This window comes from Novosphingobium sp. ZW T3_23, from assembly GCF_044987305.1.
Lineage (GTDB): Bacteria > Pseudomonadota > Alphaproteobacteria > Sphingomonadales > Sphingomonadaceae > Novosphingobium.
The window spans coordinates 31594-53336 of record NZ_JBJDRF010000037.1; the positions used below are offsets into that span (position 1 = coordinate 31594).

Below are 21743 nucleotides of genomic sequence, written 5' to 3' on the forward strand. Positions count from 1 at the left end.
GGCCCTTTCGGCCCGCGGCCCCTGTGCAGTGCCGGAGCCGTGCCGCTTTGTCCCCCGGGCGGCACGGCTCCATCCTTGGCCAATGCGGCCATCTCCCTCCTGGATCGACGCGGGCTTTCCCTTTCCGCCTGCCCCATCGTCCTGGTCGCACTGGCCTCCCTTTCGGTTTCGGAGCCGATCCCCACTGCCGAGGCGCAGACCATGGAAGAACGCGCCCGTGCCGCCGCCGCAGCCTCCCGGGCAAAAACAAGCGGCAGTGAAGCGATTACCGGCAACTACCTGGCGCCGGGCCTTGCCGGTCAGCCGGTCACGACGATAGATGGCAGCCGCTCTTTCACTCCGAGCCTAGCCTGCCGAAAGACTGCCAGCCTTCTCGAAGTCCTGGTTCAGCCAGGCAGTACCGGCGACCTGACGGCAGTCAGCATCGCCCGCGATACCGACCTCGACGGAACCATCGACAGCCGCCGGAACCTGCCGGTCCCGGTCTCGGGCATCTGCGCCAACGGCGTGATCGCCTGCGATCCCGGGAGCTGGAATGCCTGCAAGAGCTACCGCTGGCACGCCGGCGCCGCGGGGAGCCTGACGCTGCAATCGGCGGCGCTCGGCGAACTTGCCGGGTGCTACTGCATCAACGGGAGCTGCGGGGCGGGTCTTGCCTGGTCCAACATGAGCGGCGTGCTGCGCGATCTCGGCGGCGGCATGATCGGCGCGCTGACCACGTCCGATCCGCGCTACGGCGTGACCGAGGCCGTCATAGACGGCCCCTCGATCCGGTATGTCGGAGCGCAGTCCACCGCCTGCAGCGCCGGCCCCCGCCTTGCGCAGCCTGCCTACCGGGCAAATCCCGCCGCGATGGCCTCCGATGCCTATGCAGCTTCGTCGGGCAATTCGGTCTTCCAGGCACTTGCCGGTTCGCAAGTCGCCGCTGGCACTTCGCTTCAGTATCGCAGGTGTTCGGCCGAGCGCACGGTCAGCGTGCTCAGCGCCGAGCCTGCGAACATCATCAGCCGGACTTCCGGCGGTTATTCGGCGGCCAGTAGCGGCACCTCGCTCGACTTCCTGATGGGCTCGCCTTCCGACAACAGCCTGTCGGCAAACGGCTGCAAGCTCATCGACTTTCGCATGACGCTGAACGTCCGCGATCCGGATCGCATCGTGAATGCTCGCCTTGCGCGGTGGTTCGCAGACGACTGGGCACAGATCCGGATCGACGGCGATGTGGTGGCCTCAGGCCCGCAGACATGGACGTCTTCAGGATTGCCGCCGGGAAAATGCGAGCAGAAGAAGACCTACACGCAAAATCCGAACCTCGATATCACCTCGCGGCTGACCGCCGGCCCTCATGAGGTCTGGCTGCGCGTTGCCGTGGCTGACGAGGGCGAGGCGTTCGCGCAAATTCATGTCGATGTCGACGACAGCTGCAAGACGGTCGAGCAGCTCGCCGACGGCTGCGCCGCCATGGCAGCCGACACGCAGTGCCGGCTCGACAGCGAGACAGTGGACGGCGTCCAGACCTTTATTAAGGGGGTGGCCACGGGTCTTAAGCCGCTGGTTCAAACCCGCCAGCTGGGTGGCGCCGCCTGCCCCACCGAGCTGACCCGCGACTACTTTCAGAAGGAGCGAACCTATCGCTGCACTTCGGCACAGGCGCCGATGCCGGATACGAGCCGCGGCACCTATATCATCGACCATTCGACCGAAACCCTGCTCGCTGATCGGGTTCGCCAGAGCAATGGAAGCTTCTCCGAGAGCACACGTCCCTTCTCGCTTCCGGGCCGCGGATCGGTCGCAGCCTGCGAACCGATCTGCAAGACCCGGAAAGCCGCCGCCAATGACGGCGTGGCAGTAGACGGCATCGTCGCCGATCGTCAGAATCTGCCGGTCGGCGAAGAAATCCACTTCCACGCCTGCACCGACGATAACCGGTGTCCGGCAGGCCCCGGCGAGGACATCGTCTCGGCATGTGGATGCCTCGATGATTTTCCGGAAGCGGCCGCCATGATGCAGACCGTGCGTCTCGCCGGAGCCGATCTCGTTTGCACCGAGGTGGCGCCGTGAGAGAGCAGCCCATTACACTTCGGACTGCGCAAGCGGTTACCGGCCAAGCGGTTATGGGCCTGCTCGCTGGCTTCTTCCTTGCCTTTATGGCGCCGGGGCCAGCGCACGCGCAGCATATTTGCGCGGTAGACCTTAACGGCAGTGGCGACGCTGCCGACCCCGGCGAGCAGGCCGGCTGTATCGCTGCGACCGATGGCCAGCAACTCTGCCCCATCCAGGCGGCAGAGTGCGTGGCCGACGGCGCCGGCGGATACACCTGCCCCATCGGCGCGCAATTCGCCTGCCACACCCGTTCAAGCGGCGGGACACCTGCCTGCTCGCCGAACACCTGCATCGACCTCTTAGCCAATCCCATCATCGAAGAGCCGCCGATCGACGATGCGGGTCCGCAGGCCAACGGCGGCATCGATGCTGACGGCAATTGCATGGGCGAGGTACGGATCTTTTCAGGCCGCGGCATGCGCTGCCGCCCTCCCGGACTCTCGACGACATTCGCCAACTGCTGCAAGGACAAGGGCAAGATCGTCAAGGACGGCATGGGTTCGTCGATCTCGTCGATCGGCACGAAGATCGCCGTCGCCAAGGGCGTCTTCACCGGCATGAAAGCCGCCTACACCGCCTTCAAGGCAGGCGCGACTGCGAGCCAGGCGGCCAGCGCGGGCGCCAACGCCCTGATCGTCGGGCTAGATCCGACGTCGATCGCCGTGAGCCTTGCCATCAACTTCATGATGGAGTTCCTGCTCTCGGGCTGCGACCAGCAGGACATGGAAGCCGCCATGCTGCGGGCGTCGGGCATGTGCCACGAGATCGGCACCTATTGCACCTCGAGCGTACTCGGCGTCTGCCTGCAAAAGGCGCGCGGGTCCTGCTGCTTCAACACCAAGCTCGGCCGGATCATCCAGGAGCAGGGTCGCCCCCAGCTTAAAGCCTTCAACGCAGATCTGTGGGGTACGGCGAAACAGCCGATGTGCCGCGGCTTCACGCCGGAGGAGTTCCAGGCGCTCGATTTCAGCAGAATGGACCTCTCCGAGTATTACGCGGACATCGAGGCCCGCGCGCAATCGGAGATCCAGATAGACATGGAGGACCGGGTCGATGCTTACCTCAAGGCCGTCAATCAGTAAGGCTCTCCTCGCCGGCCTGATCGGCCTCCAATCCGCTGCAGCGAAGCCCGAGCCCGGACGCCGCGCCATCGGCGCCGAGGGCGCGGCGGCCATGGACCGGCTCGAGCGGGCCCTGGAAAATGCGAGGGGCCTTCCGGAGGGAGCGCCTTCTCCGCAGCTGCCGCGAGCGTCCACGCCGCCGGAACGGCGCCGCGCATTCGAAGCCCTGAAGCATCGATCCGCGAGTCCGGCTATGGAAGGGCGCGCCCGGGCCGCCAATGCCGCAGCCCAGGCCGGTCTCGCTGCCGAGCGTGCCAGGCAGGCCCGCGCCTTGCGCCAGGCACTGGGGCTGGAGCCCGGAGAGGAACAGGCGCTCGCCAAGGCCGTCCCGGCTGCGCCGAAAGGGTGGGTCCCGGTCCTGTTCGCCTCCTCCTCGATGCCCTCTACGACATTGCGCAGCTATGCCGCGCAGCTCGAACGGGTCCACGGGGTGATCGCCTTTCGCGGCGTTCCCGGCGGGATGAAGAAGATCACCCCTCTGGCGAAGCTCAGCGCCGAGGTCCTGCGCATCGATCCCGGGTGCGAGGGTCCGGCCTGCCGTATGCGCTCGGTCCAGATCGTCGTCGACCCGATCCTGTTTCGCCAGTTCGCGGTCACCCGTGTGCCGGCAATCGCCATGGTGCCGGGCGATCCCACCCTCCCCTACTGTGAGCGCGGTAATGATGAGGCGCCGCTCGCGCGCGGAAGTGCTCCGCTCGTCTACGGCGACAGCGCCCTGTCCGGCTTACTCGCGGAATATGCCCGCCTCGGCGGCAAGGAGGAGGTACGCGGTGCACAAGCCCTGCTCGGAAATCCCTGACCGTATGCGCCGCCTGACGTCGCAGCTGATAGGTGCAATCACGCATCTACCGCGGCAGGCCGCCCAGGCCCTGAGGCCACAAGCGCACCACGGACCAGTAAGCCGGCGCAGGCTCTGCCTTGCGCTCCTGGTGGCCTGCCCCACCGCGTTCGCCGCCGGGATCACGATGCCGCGCATCACTCTCGTCGTGTCTCCGTCCATCGAAGCCTGGGTGCTGACCGAACAAGCAGGCTCCATCGGGCGCGGCGACTACGTTCGCTTCACCCTCAGCCATCCTGTCGCTGGGCCCATCCCGGTTTCGGTGACGAAGCATGCCTTGTGCCTGCCGGGCGACAATCTGGCGACGGTCGAACGAGCTTCTCCCCTTTCCGCGCATGAGCACGACGGCTGGTACTACTGCAACGGCCGCCTCCTCGGCGTAAGCCTGCCGCGCGCCCATAACGGCATGGCGCTTCAGCATATGCAGTGGAGCGGGATCATTCCGCCCGGGATGGCCTATGTCGGCTCGCGGCATCCACGCGGGTTCGACAGCCGCTACTTCGGCCTGCTTCCCGTCAAACGCCTCACGCGCATGGAGCGGTTACTGTGAGCGGCACCCTCCTCCAGGCCATTGCGGCGGCCGCAGTGCTGTCCAGTGCCGCGCAGCCGTCCCCAGGCGCCAAGACCGCTCCGCCCGAAGGCCGGCGCGGCTACTGGTGGTACCAGGCTCCCGAACCGGAAAGCCCAGCGGCGGAGGAGCCGCTCCCAAAACCGCGCATCCCGCCGATGGCCGAACTCGCGGCCTGGACCCCGCCCCGGATTCGCAAGCTGATCGAGGATCAGCGCGACTATGCAGCGACAGTGCTGACCGTTGAGGCGGTCGCGGACTTCTGGCGTCTTGAGGACTTCGCGCGGCGCAAGGCACGCGCCTTTGCGGGGCTCACGCAGATCGCCATGCTCCAGAACCCGGAGCTCAATGCGAAATCGGCAAACCCGATGGTCGGCGATGCCCGCGCGCAGCTTGCCGCACAGAAGGACACAATCCGAAACGCCTATTTGCGCGCTAAGGCGAACGAGTTCGCGCTGGTCATGTTCTCGCGGGTTTCTTGCGGATATTGCCGCGTGCAGTGGCCGATCATCCAGCGCTTCCAGGATGAGACCGGCTGGCAGGTCACGCGGATCGATCTCGACGAACGCCCCGAGGCCGGGTCACGCTTTGGGGTCGAAGTGACACCGACCACCATGGTGATCCGCCGCGGCAGCCAGCAGAGGATGATCGTGGCGACGGGTGTCGAAGCCTATCCCACTCTTGCCCAGATGACCTATCAGGCGGTGCGTCTGCTACGAGGCGATATCCGGCCGGAGCAGTTCATGACCGGCCCCGGCGAGGATGCAGGGTTCTTCGATGCCCTTGGTAACGGCCCCGTCGCGGCGGGCAGTTCCGGCCGCGGCCTTACCAACATCGCTTCGACAAGTCTGGGCGGGGACGTGCCATGACAGGCGGAACACAGCGGCTTGCTGCTGTCGTATCCGGCGCCGCAACCGCCCTCTACATCTCGGCGGCAACTCAGGCCAGTGCCGCCGCCGATCCGCGCAGCGCGGCCATCCACCCGGTCTCCGATCAGCAGGCGATGGCGGCATGGCTTTCAAGGGTTCCCGTAACGCGCGACTTTCCGGACGACTTCGCCCCGACCCTTGCCGGCCATGGTCCCGCTTTCGTGATTGAGATGACGACGTCGCCCGGATGCGTTCCCTGCGGCGACCTCTGGTCGAAATTGAGTGGTCTCGCGCGCAGGTACGGCTGGCAGGTTCGCGCGCTCGGTCCCGAGCAAGCTGCTGTCCTCTCGGGCCGAATGGGTCTGCCGTGGGTCGGATATCCGGTGGCCTGGGTGCGCCCCCGAGCAGATCAGGCCCGAACGGTCCCGATTGCGATCGGTACCGATCACACCGCGAACCTTGCGCGCAACCTCTACCTCTCCTCGAAGATGCTGACGGGGGTCAGGCCCGCGGTGGCTGTACGCGCGATGGCAAAGTTTACCGGCATTGTCGCCGGTCCACCCCCGAACCGGAAACCGCGGCCATGACGCCGGGAACGCATGCGTTAGCCTTATGCCTGGCCGGCAAGCAGGCGCGCGGCGTCACGCAGCGGCATCACTTCGAGCCCGTGACCCGAAGGATATGCCTCAGTCCCCGGATAGACGATGATCTTGCGCGCAGGGGCAAGGTCATCCGCCGCGTGATGGAACCCGCGTTCGACCTTGGGGGCGAGGCTGCGCTTGAACTCGATGGCCCAGAGTTCACCGCCGGGCAGTGTGAGCAGAAGATCGATTTCGGCACCTGCGGCGCTACGATAGAAATTTGCAGCCGTTCCTTCAGGCGCCGCCATGATCAGGCTTTCGAGCGCAAACCCTTCCCAGCTCGCGCCGGCGACCGGGTGGCCGAGCAGGTCCTCCGATGTCACGATCCCCAGCAGCGCGTGAACCAGACCGCTGTCCCGCACATAGATGCGCGGGGATTTGACGAGGCGCTTCGAGGCATTGCTGTGCCAGGGCTCGAGACGGCGGACCAGGAGCAGGTCGACCATCAGATCGAGATAGCTCGCAACCGTCTTGGAATCGACACCAAGGCTCCTTGCGAATTCCGAGGCATTGAGGAGGCTGGATTGGTGGTGCGCCAGCATCGTCCAGAACCGGCGCAGCGTCTCGGCGGGAATGCGCGGCCCGAACATCGGGATGTCACGCTCGAGATAAGTGCGAATGAAATCTCGCCGCCACCGCATGCTCAGATGATCGCTGCGGGCCAGGAAGCTGTCGGGAAACCCACCCCGCAGCCAGAGCTTGTCGCCATCCTGCTTCGGTGCCTCTACAATGCCGAGGGGCCCCATCTCAAGGTAGCTGATGCGCCCGGCGAGGCTTTCGCCCGACTGGGCGAGGAGGTCGATCGATGCGGATCCAAGCAGCAGGAAGCGGCCGGTCCTCAGGCCCTTGCGGCGTCCCTTGTCGATCAGCCCGCGCAGCGGCTGGAAGATCTCCGGCAGCCTGTGGACCTCGTCGAGAATGACGAGCTTGTCCTCGTGCTGCGCGAGATAGAGTTCGGGCTCCGCGAGCTTGGCGCGGTCAGCCTCGGACTCGAGATCCAGGTAGAGCGCGTCCCGCTCCTCGCCGATGGTTTGAGCAAGCGTGGTCTTGCCGACCTGGCGCGGGCCAAGGAGGGCGACGGCTGGAGCACTGTCCAATCGCTCGACGAGTTCGGCTGTAACCTGCCTTTCTATCATCCTCGCATATTCGGAATATCGATCCAAATTTGCAAGGTTAAATTTCCTGAAGATTTAGCGTCACTTCGCTTGCCGCCTTATCCCACACGAGGTTTGTCATGCCAATCCCGCGCCTGATCGGATCCGGATTTGTCCTGCTTGAATGTCTGTCCGTCGCTGCTCCGGCACGGGCGCAGAGTTGGGCAGAAAGCTGGTTCGACAACGTCACTTATTCTTCGCCGGGCAGCTTCGAGGATCAGACGCGGGGCTATCTGACCGCCGGCGGCATGTCGGGCCGCGTAGACGTCCATAACGACTACCTCATGTCGATGAGCCTGCCCAAGGTTCGCGCAGGCTGCGGCGGCATCGACATGTTCCTGGGCGGTATGTCGTTCCTCGATCCGGAGTACCTGGTGCAGAAGCTCGAGAGCATCCTCCAGGCCGCCCCCGCCGTGGCTTTCCAGTATCTGCTCGAGACCCTCGACGAGAAGATGGGAAACATCATCAGCAAGATGGAAGCCGCGACCAACTTCCTGAACTCGATCCAGGTCAACGATTGCCGGCTTGCCAACCGGATGGTGCAGATCGCCAAGGGCGATGACAACATGTCCGGGATCATCGAGGAAATGACCGGATACCGCTCGGTCAAGCAGGGCTTTGCTAAGAGCTACCAGCAGAGCCGCGAGAAGATCGAGGCCAATGCCAACAATCCGACCGAGGATCTGAAGGACGCGCTCGCCAACTGTCCTGCCGAGGTTACCGAAATCTTCCGCACCGGCTCACTCCTTGGCCATGCCGCTTCGCGCATCGGCGCCGGTGACTGGGCGAGCGTCATGCGGGCGCGTGTCGGCGACGTTTACATGCGCTGGGACACCAACGACAAATTGCCGCTCTTCACACCGATCCCGCAGTGCCCACGCCAGGATACCGATAGCCCGCAGGATTTCCTGACAGGGACTGTGCAGAAGCGGGCGCTCAATGTGCCACCGACGAGTGCTGACTGCAGTCCGGACGGCCGCGGACGCGGCGCTCTTGCGATGGCGCGCGGCCGCATGGAGGCCATTGCCACGAAAGTCCGCACCCGGTCCGCATTATCACCCGACGAAAAGCAGTTCGTCGCCAACGTGCGGACTTTGCCGGTCTACCGGATGCTGGAATGGGGCGTTCGCCAGGGCGTCGTCGGTTCCGTGATCGCCGACACCGACGAGCTCGTCGCGCTCTCGCTCGCCTACCAGATGCTCAACGATCTCACGCGCACGATCGACTTCGCCGTCAATAATGCCGAGCGCGGAGCAACGGCAGCTGGCGCGGCGGACAGCGCCAGCGCCAATTTCTGCCAGACGCGCATTCTCGCCAAAGGCATCGAACAGCTGCGCGATCTGCGGGAAGAGGCGCTCCGACAGCGCGCTCAGATGCGCCAGAGCTACATGGCTGCGCTCTCGGCTGCCAACCTGTCGGCGAACTATGGGGGTCTGCTGCGCGAGCGTGACCGCGATGCACGCGATGCAGCGGGCGCTGCCGCCCGCCGCGAGTAGCAGCGATGCACCGAACCTTCGTCCAGCGCGCCGCCGCCCTCGCCGCCTTGGTACAGAGCCTGACCGCCACGCCTGCCGCAGCGATCAACGCAAGCTTTCATACCTATGACGGCTTTGCCGAGACGGTGGATGCATTCCGCCTCGTCTCGATGATCTTCGGCGATCCGCGCTACGAAACCCTGGTCCTTATCATCGCGACGGCCGGCATCGCGCTCGGCGCCGTGATCGCCAGCGTCCGCGGGTCCGGAATGGGCCTGGTGGCCTTCGGATTTCAGATCCTGTTCGGGGTCGGCGTCTTCGTCGGCCTCATCGCCTCGACCGGAACCGTCCACGTCTATGACCGGGTACGCAACGCCTACCAGGCTGTAGGCGGGGTGCCCAACCTCCTGGTCCTGGTCGGCGGCGCCAGCAACATGATGGAACGCGCCCTCGTGGAGACGATCGACGACAATACGCTCGATCCCAATGCCAAGCTGGAATTCGGATCGGGCGGTCACAGCTTCGACCTGTTCCTCAATGCCGTCAGCCCGCGCGGACCGATGACCGACACTTTCCTCGATGCAACGATCAAGGACTACGTGCGGCAGTGTTACCCTGTGGCGCGGGTCTCGCCGGCCTATGGGATCGATGACGATCAGCTGCTGCGAACCAGCACCGACCTGCCCGCCTCGTTCGCGGCGATGGCCGGCCCCGCAACCTTCTCGACGATCTATACCGAGAGCAACAAGGGCGGCAGCACAGTCAGCTGTACGCAGGCCTGGGATCACATCGCGGGTAGGCTTTCCGATCCCGCACTGTTTGACACCTACAGCAAGCAGGTCTGCGCGCAGACCGGCTACGACACCGCCGATGCCCAGCAGCTCGCTCGCTGCAGGCAGCAGCTGGGCAATCTTGGCCAGATGATGCTCGATCGCCCGCTGACTGCCCAGGCGCTGTTCACGCATACGCTGCTCTCACACAGCGTGGGCGACGTCCTGTTCGAAGACTCGCCGGCGGGCGCCGCACGCGCCATGGCCAACAGGGCGGTCGGATCGAATGGTCTCGCCACGATGTCGGTCGCCAACGAATGGATGCCGACGATCAGGGCTGCCGTGTTCGGCATCGTGCTGTTCATGATCCCCGTCGCCCTGCTCTTCGTACTGACGCCTATCAACCTCAGGGTGGCGAGCTTCGCGCTCGGCATGTTCGTTTTCGTCGCGCTCTGGGGCGTGATCGACGCGGGCATCTACCAGCTGACGCTCGGCCGGGCGATGGCGAGCCTCGCGGAACTGCGCACCAACAATCTTGCCGCCAATGCCTGGCTAATGGCGCCCTCGGCAGCCATGAAGGCGCTGGCCATCTTCGGCACGTTTCGGACGGCGGCTGCAGGCCTTGCAGGGGCCTTCATTTTCACCGTCTTCCGCTTCAGCGGCAATGTTTTCTCGGCCTTCACTTCGGGCTCGCTTGGCATCGCCGGTCAGGGGACGGCCGCCGCGGCACCGATGGCCACTGCGGAAGGGCAGGCTTCCGCGCTCGAAGCCCAGGCCTCGGCGCTGGGAACCGGCGCGCGCCGCAGCGCCGCCTCGAGCTTCGGGGACTTCGGCGAGCGAGCGAGTTTCCAGACCAACCGCGCCTTCGGTGAGGCGGGTCACGTCCTCGGCGAGAGCCCGGGCGCGCGGGGTTCGACGGCTTTCGCGCTAGGCGGGATCGACGGCGCGCGGCAACTGGGCAGCCTGGCCCCTGCTCTCTCCGGCAAGGACCTTTCCGATCCCGCCACCGCCCGGGCGGTCGAAGCCAACGCAGCCACAGGCGCCATTCATCAGTTCGCCGAAAAGGACGCGCTGCGCGCGATCGGCACCGGCTATTTCGGCGAAGGCAAGGCCGGTGAGCAGGCCTTCGCCGGCTTTTCCCAGAACCTCGTGCAGTGGCGCGCTTTCGGCGATCAGCGCGCCTACGGCATGATGGTGCAGGCCGCGACCCGGCATTTTGAGCGAAGCGGTTATTCCCCGCAGGACGCGCAGCTCAAAGCCACCGGCGTCATTGCCGAGGCCCATGCGGACCCAACGTTCGCCAAGCTCATCGCCAACGCCTACGATCAGCATCAGATACTCGCCAACGATCTGACGGGCGCGCAGATCCAGGTCGGTGCTATGGAGGGTCGCCGAGATCAGGCCGGTAACCGCGTCGCCGAAACCGAGCGCGGCAATGTCGCGACGGAGCAGGCATGGCGCACCGGATCGAACCATGGTCAGCGCCAGGCCGCCGGCATGCTCGGCCTCGGCGTGACGGAAACGGCACGCCGGATCGGCTTCATGAATGCGCTCTCCGGCGAAGCCCGGAGCACCGCGATTACCCAGCTCGGTCATTCCACCGGGCGAAGTGAAGCGCAGGTCCTCCACGCGCTGGAAAGCTACTACGCTGCTGTCCAGCTCGGAACCGCCGACGGGGCGAGCGCAGAGGCCGCGCGCCAAGGCACGAGCGTATATGGCCGCACCAAGGAAGCCGCAGGATACGACTTTGCTGAACGCGCCGGCAAGCTGGATGCACAGCGCGAGGTCGGCCACGACGGCACCCGTAGCTCGGCCCGCATCGGCGAACAGCGCCGCCAGGCCGACAACGAGGGCTTTGCCCAGGGCGCCTATGCCGCAAACGCCTCCGTACGCGAGGCGGCGCGGCTGGACAGCTTCATTACAGCGCTCGGCCAAACGGTTGGAAATCGTGTGGACATGGATGAAGGCGGCGCAGCCGGCATCGCCGACAGGGCCCGAAATCGCCGTCTCACGAACATCGTCGAGAACGAACGCCTGTCGCGTATGCAAGGCCTGCTCGCGGCAAACGGCATCCGCCTCACCAAGCGGCAGATCGCCATGGACCAGAACGGCGATTTCAGCATGAACCTGACGCCCAGAAATGCAGCCGCATTCCGCGATGCCGGGCTCATCAACGAAAGCCAGTTCGGCGCGATCACCAAGGGCGGAACAGCGCGGCTCAGCCTTGCCGACAACGATATGCTCGTATCCAGTGCCACGAGCTTCGCGCAGTCTGCCCGCTCCGACACCAGCACGCGCTTCGAGGCCGGTAAGCAGGCTGGCCCAGACACGATCGAGCACTTCATGGGCGGCGGCGCAGAAGGAAAGGAAATGCTGGCCAACTGGCTGCGCGGCGGCTTCGAAATGGACCGGAAAGGCGAATGGCGCCTCAAACCGCAGGTCGCCGACACCCTGCAGCGCGACCTGCAAGCCGTAATGGTGCAGACGGGGTGGCAACGTTCTTTAACTCGGAGCGCCGAAAAACAGAACATTTTCAGCACCTACGCCAGCGGAAGCATCGGCGGAGGCGCGTCTTCGGTTTCCCAAGGTAAACCGGCACAAGCTGACGGAAGCTCGGCTCCGTCATCGAGTTCAAAGCGCGACTACGACGGGCACTCTCGTTACGGCCTCGGCTTGGAAAGCCGCGAAAGCGGTGGCAGCAGCACAGTTGCTGGTAGCACTATGGACATCGTCAACTACGATGTTCGCTCCGTGATTGCAGAAGCAGAAATGGCCGCTTCAAAAACGAACAATCCAGCGGCAGCGTTTAGCGAAATCCTTTCTGAGCAGATGCTAGGAAAAGACGGCCTGCGAAATCGGTATCTCGATGAGGCAGCTTTTGGCAGGTCAATCGTCGACGTGAACGCTCCAATGAGTTCTATCGAACAGCGTAAGATCTTGAACTCCGGTCGGCTCTCGACCGACCGAGATTACGGGTGGGGAGACGTTGACCCTACATATCGCACCCGAAAAGACTAACGATGCCGATGGTCCATATGGTCGTTGATTAGTTCGTCTCGGGCATGGTTCCCGATCCAAAGACTTCCAGAAGCTGGATCACTCGCATCCATCGACCTCGGTATTCGGTCACCTCGGAGAACGTGCTGGTCGAGATCGTCAGGAGAAATCGCCTGGTTTCGATCGAAGCCTGAGTTCGATGGTCCGCGCCCCAATGCGTCTAACACCCGATACAGAACCATGGCGAAAACAATCATCGCGCTATACATTATGACCGTAGCCAGCTTCATGAGACTGTCCTGCAGGTCGTTACCATAGATCAAACCGGCAGCTGCAATGCAAAGCGAAGCAATTAGAACCGACCGAATGGGCTTGGTCAGGGCAAACCACAGCATGTACCTGACCGACCTCGAGCTGATCACTCGTTGCAAGGCGAAGGTCTCAGAAGAGCGTCCTCCTAGTTGAGGATCCGAGACGGAATCGGATGAAACTTCCGTGGCAAATTTTGCCAGATCCTGCAAAACCGGGTTCGTTTCACAATCGCCAGAAACGACATTGTCCTCCTCGGCTGAAACGTCAGAAGCAATCCGCTCCAGCTCGGCACACACAACACTTGGTACTTGGAAGCCGAAAGCAAAGAGGTTGACCCCGTGCTTCGCCGCCACGGACTGCACCTCCCGTTCGAGTCTGTTCAACGGATGATCATAGGAATCAGGCACTGATCCGTCGAAACCACTCGCCTCAGCATGGGCTTTGGCAACATCCGCCAGTCTAGCACAACGGCACCTAAGCCAATTTCCGAGATTTTCCGGCTCGCACCATGATTCAAGCCATGAGGGAAAGCGAGCCCGATACTCGTTGAAAATGAGCTCCGCGCTATCTGGAAATTCAAGATCTCCATCGCAGACCTCAAGGACGATCTCGTCATCTAGAGTGATGAATGCGCGAGGTGCTGCCAGACCGTACTCAACGATCAGCCGAAGAGCTTCGCTTAATGAATAAACGAACAGGCCTGGATGAGAGGTACCGTCCCGAAGTTCGAGATAGACCCGAGCAACCTGCAACTGGTTGACGTGGCCCGACCACGCTCCATCCCTGTGTGTCTGCCCGTCCATAAGTGCGCTCCCGCTAGGTAGCCCGCTATCAAACAGGAGAATTGTACCCTACCCACTCAATCTGACAACACCTCCCCTTCCGTTCTCACATTGTTCTTTTCGTGCAACCAAATCCATGATACATTGCAAATATATGCCGAACAGATTTCGAGCGACGCACGGATACTCGAAGGCTGAATTTGCCAGCGGGGCCTTGCACATACTGGCTAGCCCGGCCATGCCTTGTTGCCTGATCCTTGAGTTTGATGCGTAGCCAATGAAGACCAGCCTTGATCACCTCCCAGCCAGAAAGCAGCGCGAACTCGAGCGCCTCGTCCGGATCATTTTTGAGGAGTTAAACGATGCCCTAGGCCGGCCGACTGGGCAGCGAAAGATGGGTCGGATTCTTAAGATCATTCTTTTTGGATCGTTCGCACGTGGAGATTGGGTGAACGAGCCCACGACCGGCAAAGGCTATCAATCCGATTTCGACATTTTAGTGATCGTCAATCAGCCCGAATTGACCGACTGGGTCGATTACTGGGAAAAAGCCGACGAACGCCTAAGCCGAGAACGAGAAATATCCGGCTACCTCAACACTCCGACAAACCTCATTGTTCATACACTCCAGGAAACGAATGATGGTCTCTCTCACGGCCGTTACTTTTTCTTGGATATCGCTCGTGACGGAATAGCCATTTATCAGGCTGACGAATCCGAACTTGCTAAACCGCGTCCGAAGACCCCTGAAGCAGCTCTCTCCACGGCCGAACGCTACTTCGAAAAGGGGTTTCCCGCTGCAATGCGACGGTTTCAAGTTGCACGATACGAAATACAAAACGGCGCTGAGTTCTATAACGATTCTGCCTACGATCTGCACCAAACGGTAGAGCGCCTCTATCAGTGTGTTCTGCTCGTGTGTACATTTTACACACCCCGGTCGCATAACATCGCCTTCCTTCGCACTCAGGCTGAAAAAATTTCTGGAGCGCTGATCCACCCTTGGCCCCGAGCGACGAAGCGGGATCGTGCTGGCTTCGAGAAGTTGAAAGAGGCGTACGTGAAGGGTCGGTACTCCGATGAATATACCATTACCCTCGAGCAACTCGACTGGTTAGTGACACACATAGAGGAGTTGGGCCAAACAGTCCACCGGGTTTGTCTGGATAAGATAGCCGAACTACGCGCCAAACTTTAGTTAATATCCGCAGATTACATAATTGTATTAGGAGAATGCGACAGTGAATAATGCCGACCTTGCCGACAAGCTTACAGCCGAAACTGGTATGACTAAGTCCGACGCAAAGAAGGTCATCGACGCCGTGTTCGGTGCGATCGCCGATGCTGCCGCGGCAGGTGAAGAGATTTCGCTGAACGGTTTCGGTAAGTTCAAAGTGAAAGACTCCCCGGCCCGCGAAGGCCGCAATCCTTCGACGGGCGAAACCATTCAGATCGGGGCTTCAAAGAAGCTCACTTTCGCACCCGCAAAGGCGATCAAGGACAAGCTGAACGGCTGACAGATTGGCGCCGCGATCACTGATCGCGGCGCTCGTTCTTTCAGGGCTTTATGAAATACTAGGCGTCGCGACGGTTACTTCATCGACAGAGCCGAAGTTTGCAGCTCCGCGACCGACCCCAAAAAACTACCGCGAGCGACTACGAGACGGTGTGTGCCTTGCGTACTACATCGTGGTGCGCCGACATAGCGGACAAAAACCACCTGATCTCGGCTTTCTGTTAGCTGCCCTCGGTTCACCGAGTTGCTGGTGAACCTGAACGACATGGCGTGGAATATTCGGCCGTTCGGCAGCATGATCGCCACCGTCGGGGTTCGGCGTGCCTCCCATTTTCGCATTCGCTTCGGAAATGGCGTATATTGATCGAAGCTGTATAACAACGCGCAAAGGCGAGGTGTCGTAAACGCCGAAGACTTTCGTACGCCTGCCGGCGCCCGAAACCCTTCGACATAGCGGTCGTAGACCAAGTCATACCGGAACCTTGATAGTTTCCGTAGGTTCACCGAATTGCAACTGAACCTGAACGACTTGGCGTGGGACATTCCGGTCGGTCCGGTTTCGGATAGTGAGCCAAGGAATGCGGACATTCATGATGGAAGTGATAATGACCGCTGCCGCCGATATTGCGGGCGCCAAATATCTTTTCGGTATTCCCTAGGCCGACTATTAGCTGCTTTTTGCAGGCAGGTTCAGCATTCAGTGTCCGAGCTTAGCTGTCGCTGATCTGAGATGCTCTAGAACATGGGTTACGTCGTCACGATACCTTTCTGTTGATTGCCACTGAGAAGTGACCCGGGAAGGCTATAAGTTTCCGCTGAGAATTGACCCATGTTTTCCTCCCTTCCGGCTGCCAGTCGGAGGGTCGTGGAGTGATCGACATGGACTTACTCAGTGTGATCCGCCGGTGGCATTTCCGGCAGAAGATCCCCATTCGGGAGATCAAGCGCCGGACCGGCCTATCCCGCAACACCATCCGTAAATATCTGCGTTCCGATGCGGTGGAGCCCAGCTTCAAGGTTCCGTTGCGGCCCAGCAAACTCGATCCCTTCGCGGACAAGCTAACCGCTTGGCTGCGGGTGGAATCCAAGAAATCCCGCAAACAGAAGCTGACCGCCAAGCAGTTGCACGCCGATCTGGTAAAGCTGGGATATGATGGCTCTTATAACCGGGTTGCAGCTTTTGCCCGGCGCTGGCGGACCGAGCTTCAGTATGAACAACAGACCAGCGGGCGCGGTGTCAACGGGCACCGATCTTTCCCCGGATATGGGCGCCCAAAATTCCCTATGCTGTTGCTTTGGGCGGAGCGGCGATCAGCCGTATTCGAGATCTGCTTTTCCTTTCATCGGCGGTCGGCCCCGGCGTTTCGGCGGTGGCGAATTGAACGCGGCGCCGTTGCGCACGTTTTCGGGCACGAGCGCGGCGTGCTCGCGCATACGGTAGCTGGCCCCCTCGATCTGGATGACGACGGCGTGGTGCAGCAGCCTGTCGAGCAGGGCCGTGGCGACGACGGGATCCCCGAAGACCTCTCCCCATTCGGCGAAGCCGCGGTTGGAGGTGAGGATCATGGCACCCTTTTCGTAGCGTGCATTGACGAGCTGGAAGAACAGGTTGGCGCCACCGGGCGTGACCGGCAGGTATCCGATCTCGTCGACGACCAACAGCGATGCCCTGGTCAAGAAGCGGATCTTCTCCCTAAGCGTGCCTTCGCGCTCGGCCTTCGCAAGCTGGGCGATCAGATCTGCCAGAGGGATGAAGTAGACCGCCTTGCCGGCGCGCACGGCCTCGACCGCCAGTGCGGTCGCGATGTGGCTCTTGCCAGTACCAGGCGGACCGAGCAGGTGGACGACCTCGGCCCGTTCAATGAAGTCGAGGCCAGCGAGCGCGAGGATGCGATTGCGGTCGAGCGAGGGCTGGAACGAGAAGTCGTAGCCAGCCAAGGTCTTGACGACCGGTAACCGGGCCATGCGCAGGGCCGCCTTGATCCGCCGGTTCTCGCGCAGTGAGAGCTCTTCGCCCAGGAGTTCATCGATCGCCTCGATGCCGTCGATCTGACCCTGCTCGATACGCCGCAGAGTGGCATCGAGAATCTCGAGTGCGCGCGGCATCTTGAGCATGACCAAATTCCGTCGGATGGAGTCGACGCGCGAGGATGGTGCCGCACCGTTCATGGCCGGCCCTCCATCGCCAGGCTCGCGCCGATGGCCTCATAGACTGCCAGTGAGCGCAGCGGCACGTGGTCGCCGACCCGGCCGATCATGGTCGTGGGCCGTTCCTGCGTTCGCGGCTGCGGCCGTCCGGTGCGATGGCGTTGATCGATGCGATATTGCCGGCGCCCCTCGAGCATGGGGTGCTCGGCAACGACGATGCCGCGGTCGATGATGCGGACCAGGTCCGGTAACTGCTCGATCTCAACGATGCGGCGAGTTCGGTCAGGAACGCTGTAATAGTTACCACCGACGGCCACGAGGCCGTCGTGGCTGACCCGCCGCTCGAGCTTCAAGACGGCGTTGAAGCGGTGTTCGGGTACGCGTTGCAGCTCTTCTTGCTCCTCAGCGAAGGCCTCCGCCACCACGCGCTGGGTCGTCCCGTGCACCCGCACATTCGCAACGTTGTCGAGCCAGTCGATGAGCTGGGCGTTGAGGTCCTCCATGTTGCGGAAGCTGCGGCCCAGGAAAAAATCCTCGCGGATATAGCGGAAGGGCCGCTCAACCTTGCCCTTCGTTTTGGCGCGATAGGGGCGGCAGGCCCTGGGCTGGAACCGATAATGCTTCGCCAACGCCAGCAGCGAGGTGTTGTAGACGATGTGACCCTGGTCATCCTCGCCGGTCACCGCAGTCTTCATCCGGTCGTAAAGGATCTCGATCGGTACGCCGTCCAGCGCCTCGAACGCCTGCATATGACAGCGCAGCAGCGTTTGCAGATCCTGGTGCAACACATAGCGGGCAAACAGGAACCGTGAGTAGCCGAGCACGAGGCCGAATAGCCAGACGATGCGTGCCGCCCCCGGTTCGTCGGTAAATTCGACGACGAACCGGGCGAAGTCGACCTGTGCCTGGACGCCGGCCTTGGTCTCAAAGCGAACCTCGTAGGGCTTGGGATCATGTTCTGGCCGGATTGCTGCGAGGTAGCGCTTAACTGCGGTATAGGCGCCGACATAGCCCATCTCCCTGATCTCGCGGGTGAGCCGCGAGGCCGTCAGATCGGGAAACGCGGTAATCCGCTCACGCAGGAATTCCATGTAAGGAGCGATCTTGCATGGTCGCCCCAATTTACGAGGGCCGTAAGCGGGCACCTCGATGCCGCGCTCGATGTATTTGCGAATGGTCTTGGGATCGCGGCCCGTTCGACGGGCGATGGCGGTTACCGACAGCCCCTGCCGGTGCAACTCCAATATCATCATGGCTTCTCCAAGTCGGATCATCGGCGGGCCTCCCTCAGGAGATCATCGTGCCGATTTTGGCGTTGCCCAATGAGCCGGGGTTAACCCCGGCTCATTGGGCAACCAGGTCCAACAATCAGGGAATTTTCAAAGCCCACATTTGCGGAGAATTACACGCCCACTGACACGCGGGACATTCGTGCCTCTGGTTTTCCAGCCTGGCGAGGCGTTCCAGTTCGACTGGAGCGAGGATTACGCCGTGTTGGGCGGCAAGCCCACGAAGCTGCAGGTTGCCCATACCAAGCTGGCACATAGCCGCGCCTTCATCGTACGAGCCTATCTGCTCCAGACCCATGAGATGCTGTTCGACGCGCTGACGCAGGCGTTCCGGGTGCTGGGCGGCGTGCCCCAGCGCGGGATCTTCGACAATATGAGGACCGCTGTCGACAAGATCGGGGCCGGGAAGGCACGGCAGGTCAACGCGAGGTTTGCCGCCATGGCCAGCCATTATCTGTTCGAGACCGACTTCTGCAATCCGGCTTCAGGCTGGGAGAAAGGGCAAGTCGAGAAGAACGTCCAGGACGCTCGGCGCCGGTTGTGGCAACCGATGCCCAGCTTCCGCGATCTGGCTGAGTTGAACGCTTGGCTAGAAGAACAGTGCATCGCGCAATGGGGCGAGATCCAGCATGGTGTCATGCCCGGCACCGTGGCTGATGTGCATGCCGAGGAAGTTTCCTGCCTGATGCCGCTGGGCCGGCCCTTCGATGGCTTTGTCGAGCAGATCAAGCGCGTGTCGCCGACCTGCCTCATCGCCTTCGACCGCAACCGCTATTCCGTGCCTGCTTCGTTCGCGAACCGGCCGGTCAGCCTGCGGATCTACCCGGATCGTCTTGTCATTGTGGCCGAAGGCCAGGTCGTGTGCGAACATGCCCGGCTCATCGACCGCTCCCATCACAAGCCGGGACGGACAATCTATGACTGGCGGCATTATCTGGCGGTAATCCAGCGCAAGCCCGGTGCCTTGCGCAATGGCGCACCCTTTCTCGAGATGCCTGAAGCCTTCCGGCAATTGCAAAGTCATCTGCTCAAGCGCCCAGGCGGCGACAGAGAGATGGTCGAGATCCTGTCTCTCGTTCTGCATCATGACGAGCAGGCGGTGCTGAGTGCGGCCGAGTTGGCTCTGGAGGCCGGTGTCGCCACCAAGACCCACGTTCTCAACGTGTTGCATCGCCTCGTTGACGGCAAGGCGCCCCCAGCTTCGCCGATCGATGCGCCCCAGGCCCTGCGCCTGACGCAGGAGCCGGAGGCCAATGTCGTTCGCTATGACATGCTCAGGGAGATCCGCCATGCGTCATGACCCCGCCAGTGCTGCGGTCGTCGTCATGCTGCGCAGCCTCAAGATGTTTGGCATGGCTCAGGCCGCCGACGAACTGATCGAGCAGGGTGCGCCTGCCTTCGATGCTGCCTTGCCGATGCTGGCTGGGCTCCTGAAGGCAGAGATGGCCGAACGGGAGGTCAGGTCCATTGCCTATCAGATCAAGGCGGCCCGCTTCCCGGCCTACAAGGATCTCGCTGGCTTCGACTTTGCCGCCAGCGAGATCAACGAAGCCCTCGTGCGCCAGCTTCACCAGGGCGACTTCATGGAAAACGCAGACAACGTCGTGCTGATTGGCGGACCCGGAACCGGCAAGAGCCATATCGCCACCGCCTTGGGTGTGCAGGCTGTCGAGCATCACCGCAAGAAGGTCCGCTTCTTCTCCACGGTCGATCTGGTCAATGCGCTTGAGCAGGAAAAGACCTCGAACAAATCCGGCCAGTTAACAGAACGCCTGCTACGCCTCGACCTGCTCATCCTGGATGAACTGGGCTACCTGCCCTTCAGTTCATCGGGCGGCGCCATGCTCTTCCATCTGCTCAGCAAGCTGTACGAGCGCACCAGCGTCGTCATCACCACCAACCTGAGCTTCAGCGAATGGTCCGGCGTGTTCGGCGATGCCAAGATGACCACCGCGCTGCTAGATCGGCTTACCCACCACTGCCACATCCTGGAAACTGGGAACGACAGCTTCCGCTTCCGCGCCAGCACCGCTGCACCCAAACCTAGAAAGGAGAAGCCAGCATCTTGAACCTGCCGCTCAACGGCAGCACATAAACCACGCCCACCCGGGTCAGTTCTCAATGGAAACCCCGGGTCACTTCTCAATGGCAATCAACACCGTGGGTTCATGCCGAATGGCGCCGCTGCCGCGTCGGGCTCGATTATCATATCGCGATCGAGCGGCATCACTACTCCGTCCCGCACCGCTTCGCGCGCCGGGAGGTCGAAACCCGGTTCACGGCCAGCACAGTTGAAATCTTCCTGGGAGGCGAGCGTATCGCCGTGCACATGCGCGGCAGCGGGAATGGCAGACACACCACAGTCCCCGAGCACATGCCCTCCAGCCATCGGCGCTACGGCGAATGGACGCCGGCCAAGATCCGCGAAGAGGCAAGCCGGATCGGGCCGATGCTGTCCTTGCTGGTCGAGAAGGTCATCGAGGCAAAACCCCATCCGGAACAGGGCTACCGGTCATGCTTGGGCATCATCGGGCTCGAGAGACGCTTCGGTGCCCAGCGGCTTGAGGCCGCGGCGCTGCGCGCGCTGGAAATCCAGGCGCGCAATTATCCGTCGGTCAAATCGATCCTCGAGAAGGGCCTCGACCAGGTGCCCGTTCCCCAATCCCCCGAGCAAGAGCCGATCATCCACTCCAACATCCGCGGCTCAAGCTACTACAACTGAAGGAGCAAGAATGCTGAAGCATCCCACTCTGGACCTTCTGGGCCAACTCGGCCTCGCAGGCATGGCCAAGGCCTTCGCCGAGATGGAAAGCAACGACGATGCAGCCGGCCTCAGCCACGCCGAATGGCTGGCGCTGCTGCTCGACCATGAGGCCACCTACCGAAATGACAGACGCCTCGCTCTGCGCCTGCGTCACGCAAAACTGCGGCACCGCGCCCTACCTGAGGATGTTGATTACCGAACACGCCGCAGCCTTGATCGCCGGCTCTTCGAAACGCTGCTGGCCGGGGAATGGATCTCCAGACACGAGAACCTGGCCATCATCGGCCCGACCGGCATCGGCAAAAGTTGGTTGGCCTGTGCAATCGGCCACAAGGCCTGCCGTGATAACCGCTTCGTCCTCTACACCCGGTTGCCGCGGCTGATCGACGAGCTCACGCT

General features: G+C 62.4%; 17 protein-coding genes and 3 pseudogenes. 16 read left to right on the plus strand and 4 right to left on the minus strand.

Translation table 11 applies throughout. The features are described 5' to 3' along the window. Positions 1–201: 201 nt before the first annotated feature. From ACI3K3_RS17595 to ACI3K3_RS17620, 6 genes are all read left to right on the plus strand, one after another. The gene (locus tag ACI3K3_RS17595; protein WP_404916022.1) at positions 202–2058 is read left to right on the plus strand and encodes a hypothetical protein; all 1857 of its coding nucleotides are present in this window, start codon (positions 202–204) and stop codon (positions 2056–2058) included. 53 nt (positions 2059–2111) lie between these two features. Continuing rightward, positions 2112–3182, plus strand: coding sequence for a conjugal transfer protein TraN (gene traN, locus ACI3K3_RS17600; RefSeq protein ID WP_404915986.1), 1071 nt, complete (start codon positions 2112–2114; stop codon positions 3180–3182). 232 nt (positions 3183–3414) lie between these two features. Beyond that, the gene (locus ACI3K3_RS17605; RefSeq protein ID WP_404915988.1) at positions 3415–4020 is read left to right on the plus strand and encodes a type-F conjugative transfer system pilin assembly protein TrbC; all 606 of its coding nucleotides are present in this window, start codon (positions 3415–3417) and stop codon (positions 4018–4020) included. Positions 4021–4150: 130 nt separating this feature from the next. After that, entirely contained in the window at positions 4151–4609 is a 459-nt protein-coding gene (locus tag ACI3K3_RS17610; protein WP_404915990.1) for a S26 family signal peptidase, read from the plus strand. Further along, entirely contained in the window at positions 4606–5496 is an 891-nt protein-coding gene (locus tag ACI3K3_RS17615; RefSeq protein WP_404915992.1) for a conjugal transfer protein TraF, read from the plus strand. Before ACI3K3_RS17610 ends, ACI3K3_RS17615 begins: the two co-directional genes overlap by 4 nt. Further along, positions 5493–6083, plus strand: a complete 591-nt coding sequence (locus ACI3K3_RS17620) for a hypothetical protein (RefSeq protein WP_404915994.1) — start codon at positions 5493–5495, stop codon at positions 6081–6083. The genes ACI3K3_RS17615 and ACI3K3_RS17620 overlap by 4 nt, the downstream gene beginning before the upstream one ends. Positions 6084–6106: 23 nt before the next feature. Here the strand turns inward: ACI3K3_RS17620 and ACI3K3_RS17625 are convergent, their stop codons facing one another. Then, complete coding sequence (locus tag ACI3K3_RS17625; RefSeq protein WP_404915996.1) at positions 6107–7273, minus strand: ATP-binding protein; 1167 nt, start codon at positions 7271–7273, stop codon at positions 6107–6109. Positions 7274–7371: 98 nt separating this feature from the next. On the opposite strand from ACI3K3_RS17625, the gene ACI3K3_RS17630 reads away from it, so the two are divergent. Together ACI3K3_RS17630 and ACI3K3_RS17635 are read left to right on the plus strand one after the other, a co-directional pair. Continuing rightward, entirely contained in the window at positions 7372–8787 is a 1416-nt protein-coding gene (locus ACI3K3_RS17630) for a conjugal transfer protein TraH (protein WP_404915998.1), read from the plus strand. A gap of 5 nt (positions 8788–8792) precedes the next feature. Next, the gene (locus tag ACI3K3_RS17635; RefSeq protein WP_404916000.1) at positions 8793–12554 is read left to right on the plus strand and encodes a conjugal transfer protein TraG N-terminal domain-containing protein; all 3762 of its coding nucleotides are present in this window, start codon (positions 8793–8795) and stop codon (positions 12552–12554) included. Here ACI3K3_RS17635 and ACI3K3_RS17640 read toward each other — a convergent pair. After that, positions 12551–13648, minus strand: a complete 1098-nt coding sequence (locus tag ACI3K3_RS17640) for a hypothetical protein (protein ID WP_404916002.1) — start codon at positions 13646–13648, stop codon at positions 12551–12553. The genes ACI3K3_RS17635 and ACI3K3_RS17640 overlap by 4 nt on opposite strands. Before the next feature lie 256 nt (positions 13649–13904). Between ACI3K3_RS17640 and ACI3K3_RS17645 the strand changes: the two genes are divergently transcribed. From ACI3K3_RS17645 to ACI3K3_RS17655, 3 genes and pseudogenes are all read left to right on the plus strand, one after another. Continuing rightward, positions 13905–14825: a HEPN domain-containing protein gene (locus ACI3K3_RS17645; protein WP_404916004.1), complete on the plus strand. Its 921-nt coding sequence runs from the start codon at positions 13905–13907 to the stop codon at positions 14823–14825. A 43-nt stretch (positions 14826–14868) separates the two neighbouring features. Then, the gene (locus tag ACI3K3_RS17650; RefSeq protein ID WP_404916006.1) at positions 14869–15144 is read left to right on the plus strand and encodes an HU family DNA-binding protein; all 276 of its coding nucleotides are present in this window, start codon (positions 14869–14871) and stop codon (positions 15142–15144) included. 878 nt (positions 15145–16022) lie between these two features. Further along, a pseudogene (locus tag ACI3K3_RS17655) lies at positions 16023–16379 on the plus strand (IS21 family transposase); the annotation flags it as partial. A 75-nt stretch (positions 16380–16454) separates the two neighbouring features. On the opposite strand, the gene istB (ACI3K3_RS17660) reads toward ACI3K3_RS17655, so the two are convergent. Further along, entirely contained in the window at positions 16455–17312 is an 858-nt protein-coding gene (istB, locus tag ACI3K3_RS17660; protein WP_404916008.1) for an IS21-like element helper ATPase IstB, read from the minus strand. Next, positions 17309–18565, minus strand: a complete 1257-nt coding sequence (istA, locus tag ACI3K3_RS17665) for an IS21 family transposase (protein ID WP_404916010.1) — start codon at positions 18563–18565, stop codon at positions 17309–17311. Before istA (ACI3K3_RS17665) ends, istB (ACI3K3_RS17660) begins: the two co-directional genes overlap by 4 nt. Before the next feature lie 79 nt (positions 18566–18644). On the opposite strand from istA (ACI3K3_RS17665), the pseudogene istA (ACI3K3_RS17670) reads away from it, so the two are divergent. From istA (ACI3K3_RS17670) to ACI3K3_RS17690, 5 genes and pseudogenes are all read left to right on the plus strand, one after another. Beyond that, positions 18645–19880, plus strand: a pseudogene (istA, locus tag ACI3K3_RS17670) (IS21 family transposase); the annotation flags it as partial. Continuing rightward, on the plus strand, positions 19870–20649 hold the full coding sequence (istB, locus tag ACI3K3_RS17675; RefSeq protein ID WP_404916012.1) for an IS21-like element helper ATPase IstB: 780 nt from the start codon (positions 19870–19872) through the stop codon (positions 20647–20649). The pseudogene istA (ACI3K3_RS17670) and the gene istB (ACI3K3_RS17675), both read left to right, overlap by 11 nt. A gap of 98 nt (positions 20650–20747) precedes the next feature. Continuing rightward, a pseudogene (locus ACI3K3_RS17680) lies at positions 20748–20930 on the plus strand (Mu transposase domain-containing protein); the annotation flags it as partial. Between the two features lie 24 nt (positions 20931–20954). Beyond that, entirely contained in the window at positions 20955–21302 is a 348-nt protein-coding gene (locus ACI3K3_RS17685) for a hypothetical protein (protein ID WP_404916014.1), read from the plus strand. A 10-nt stretch (positions 21303–21312) separates the two neighbouring features. Further along, the coding region (locus tag ACI3K3_RS17690) for an ATP-binding protein (RefSeq protein WP_404916016.1) at positions 21313–21743 on the plus strand (431 nt) is incomplete at its 3' end.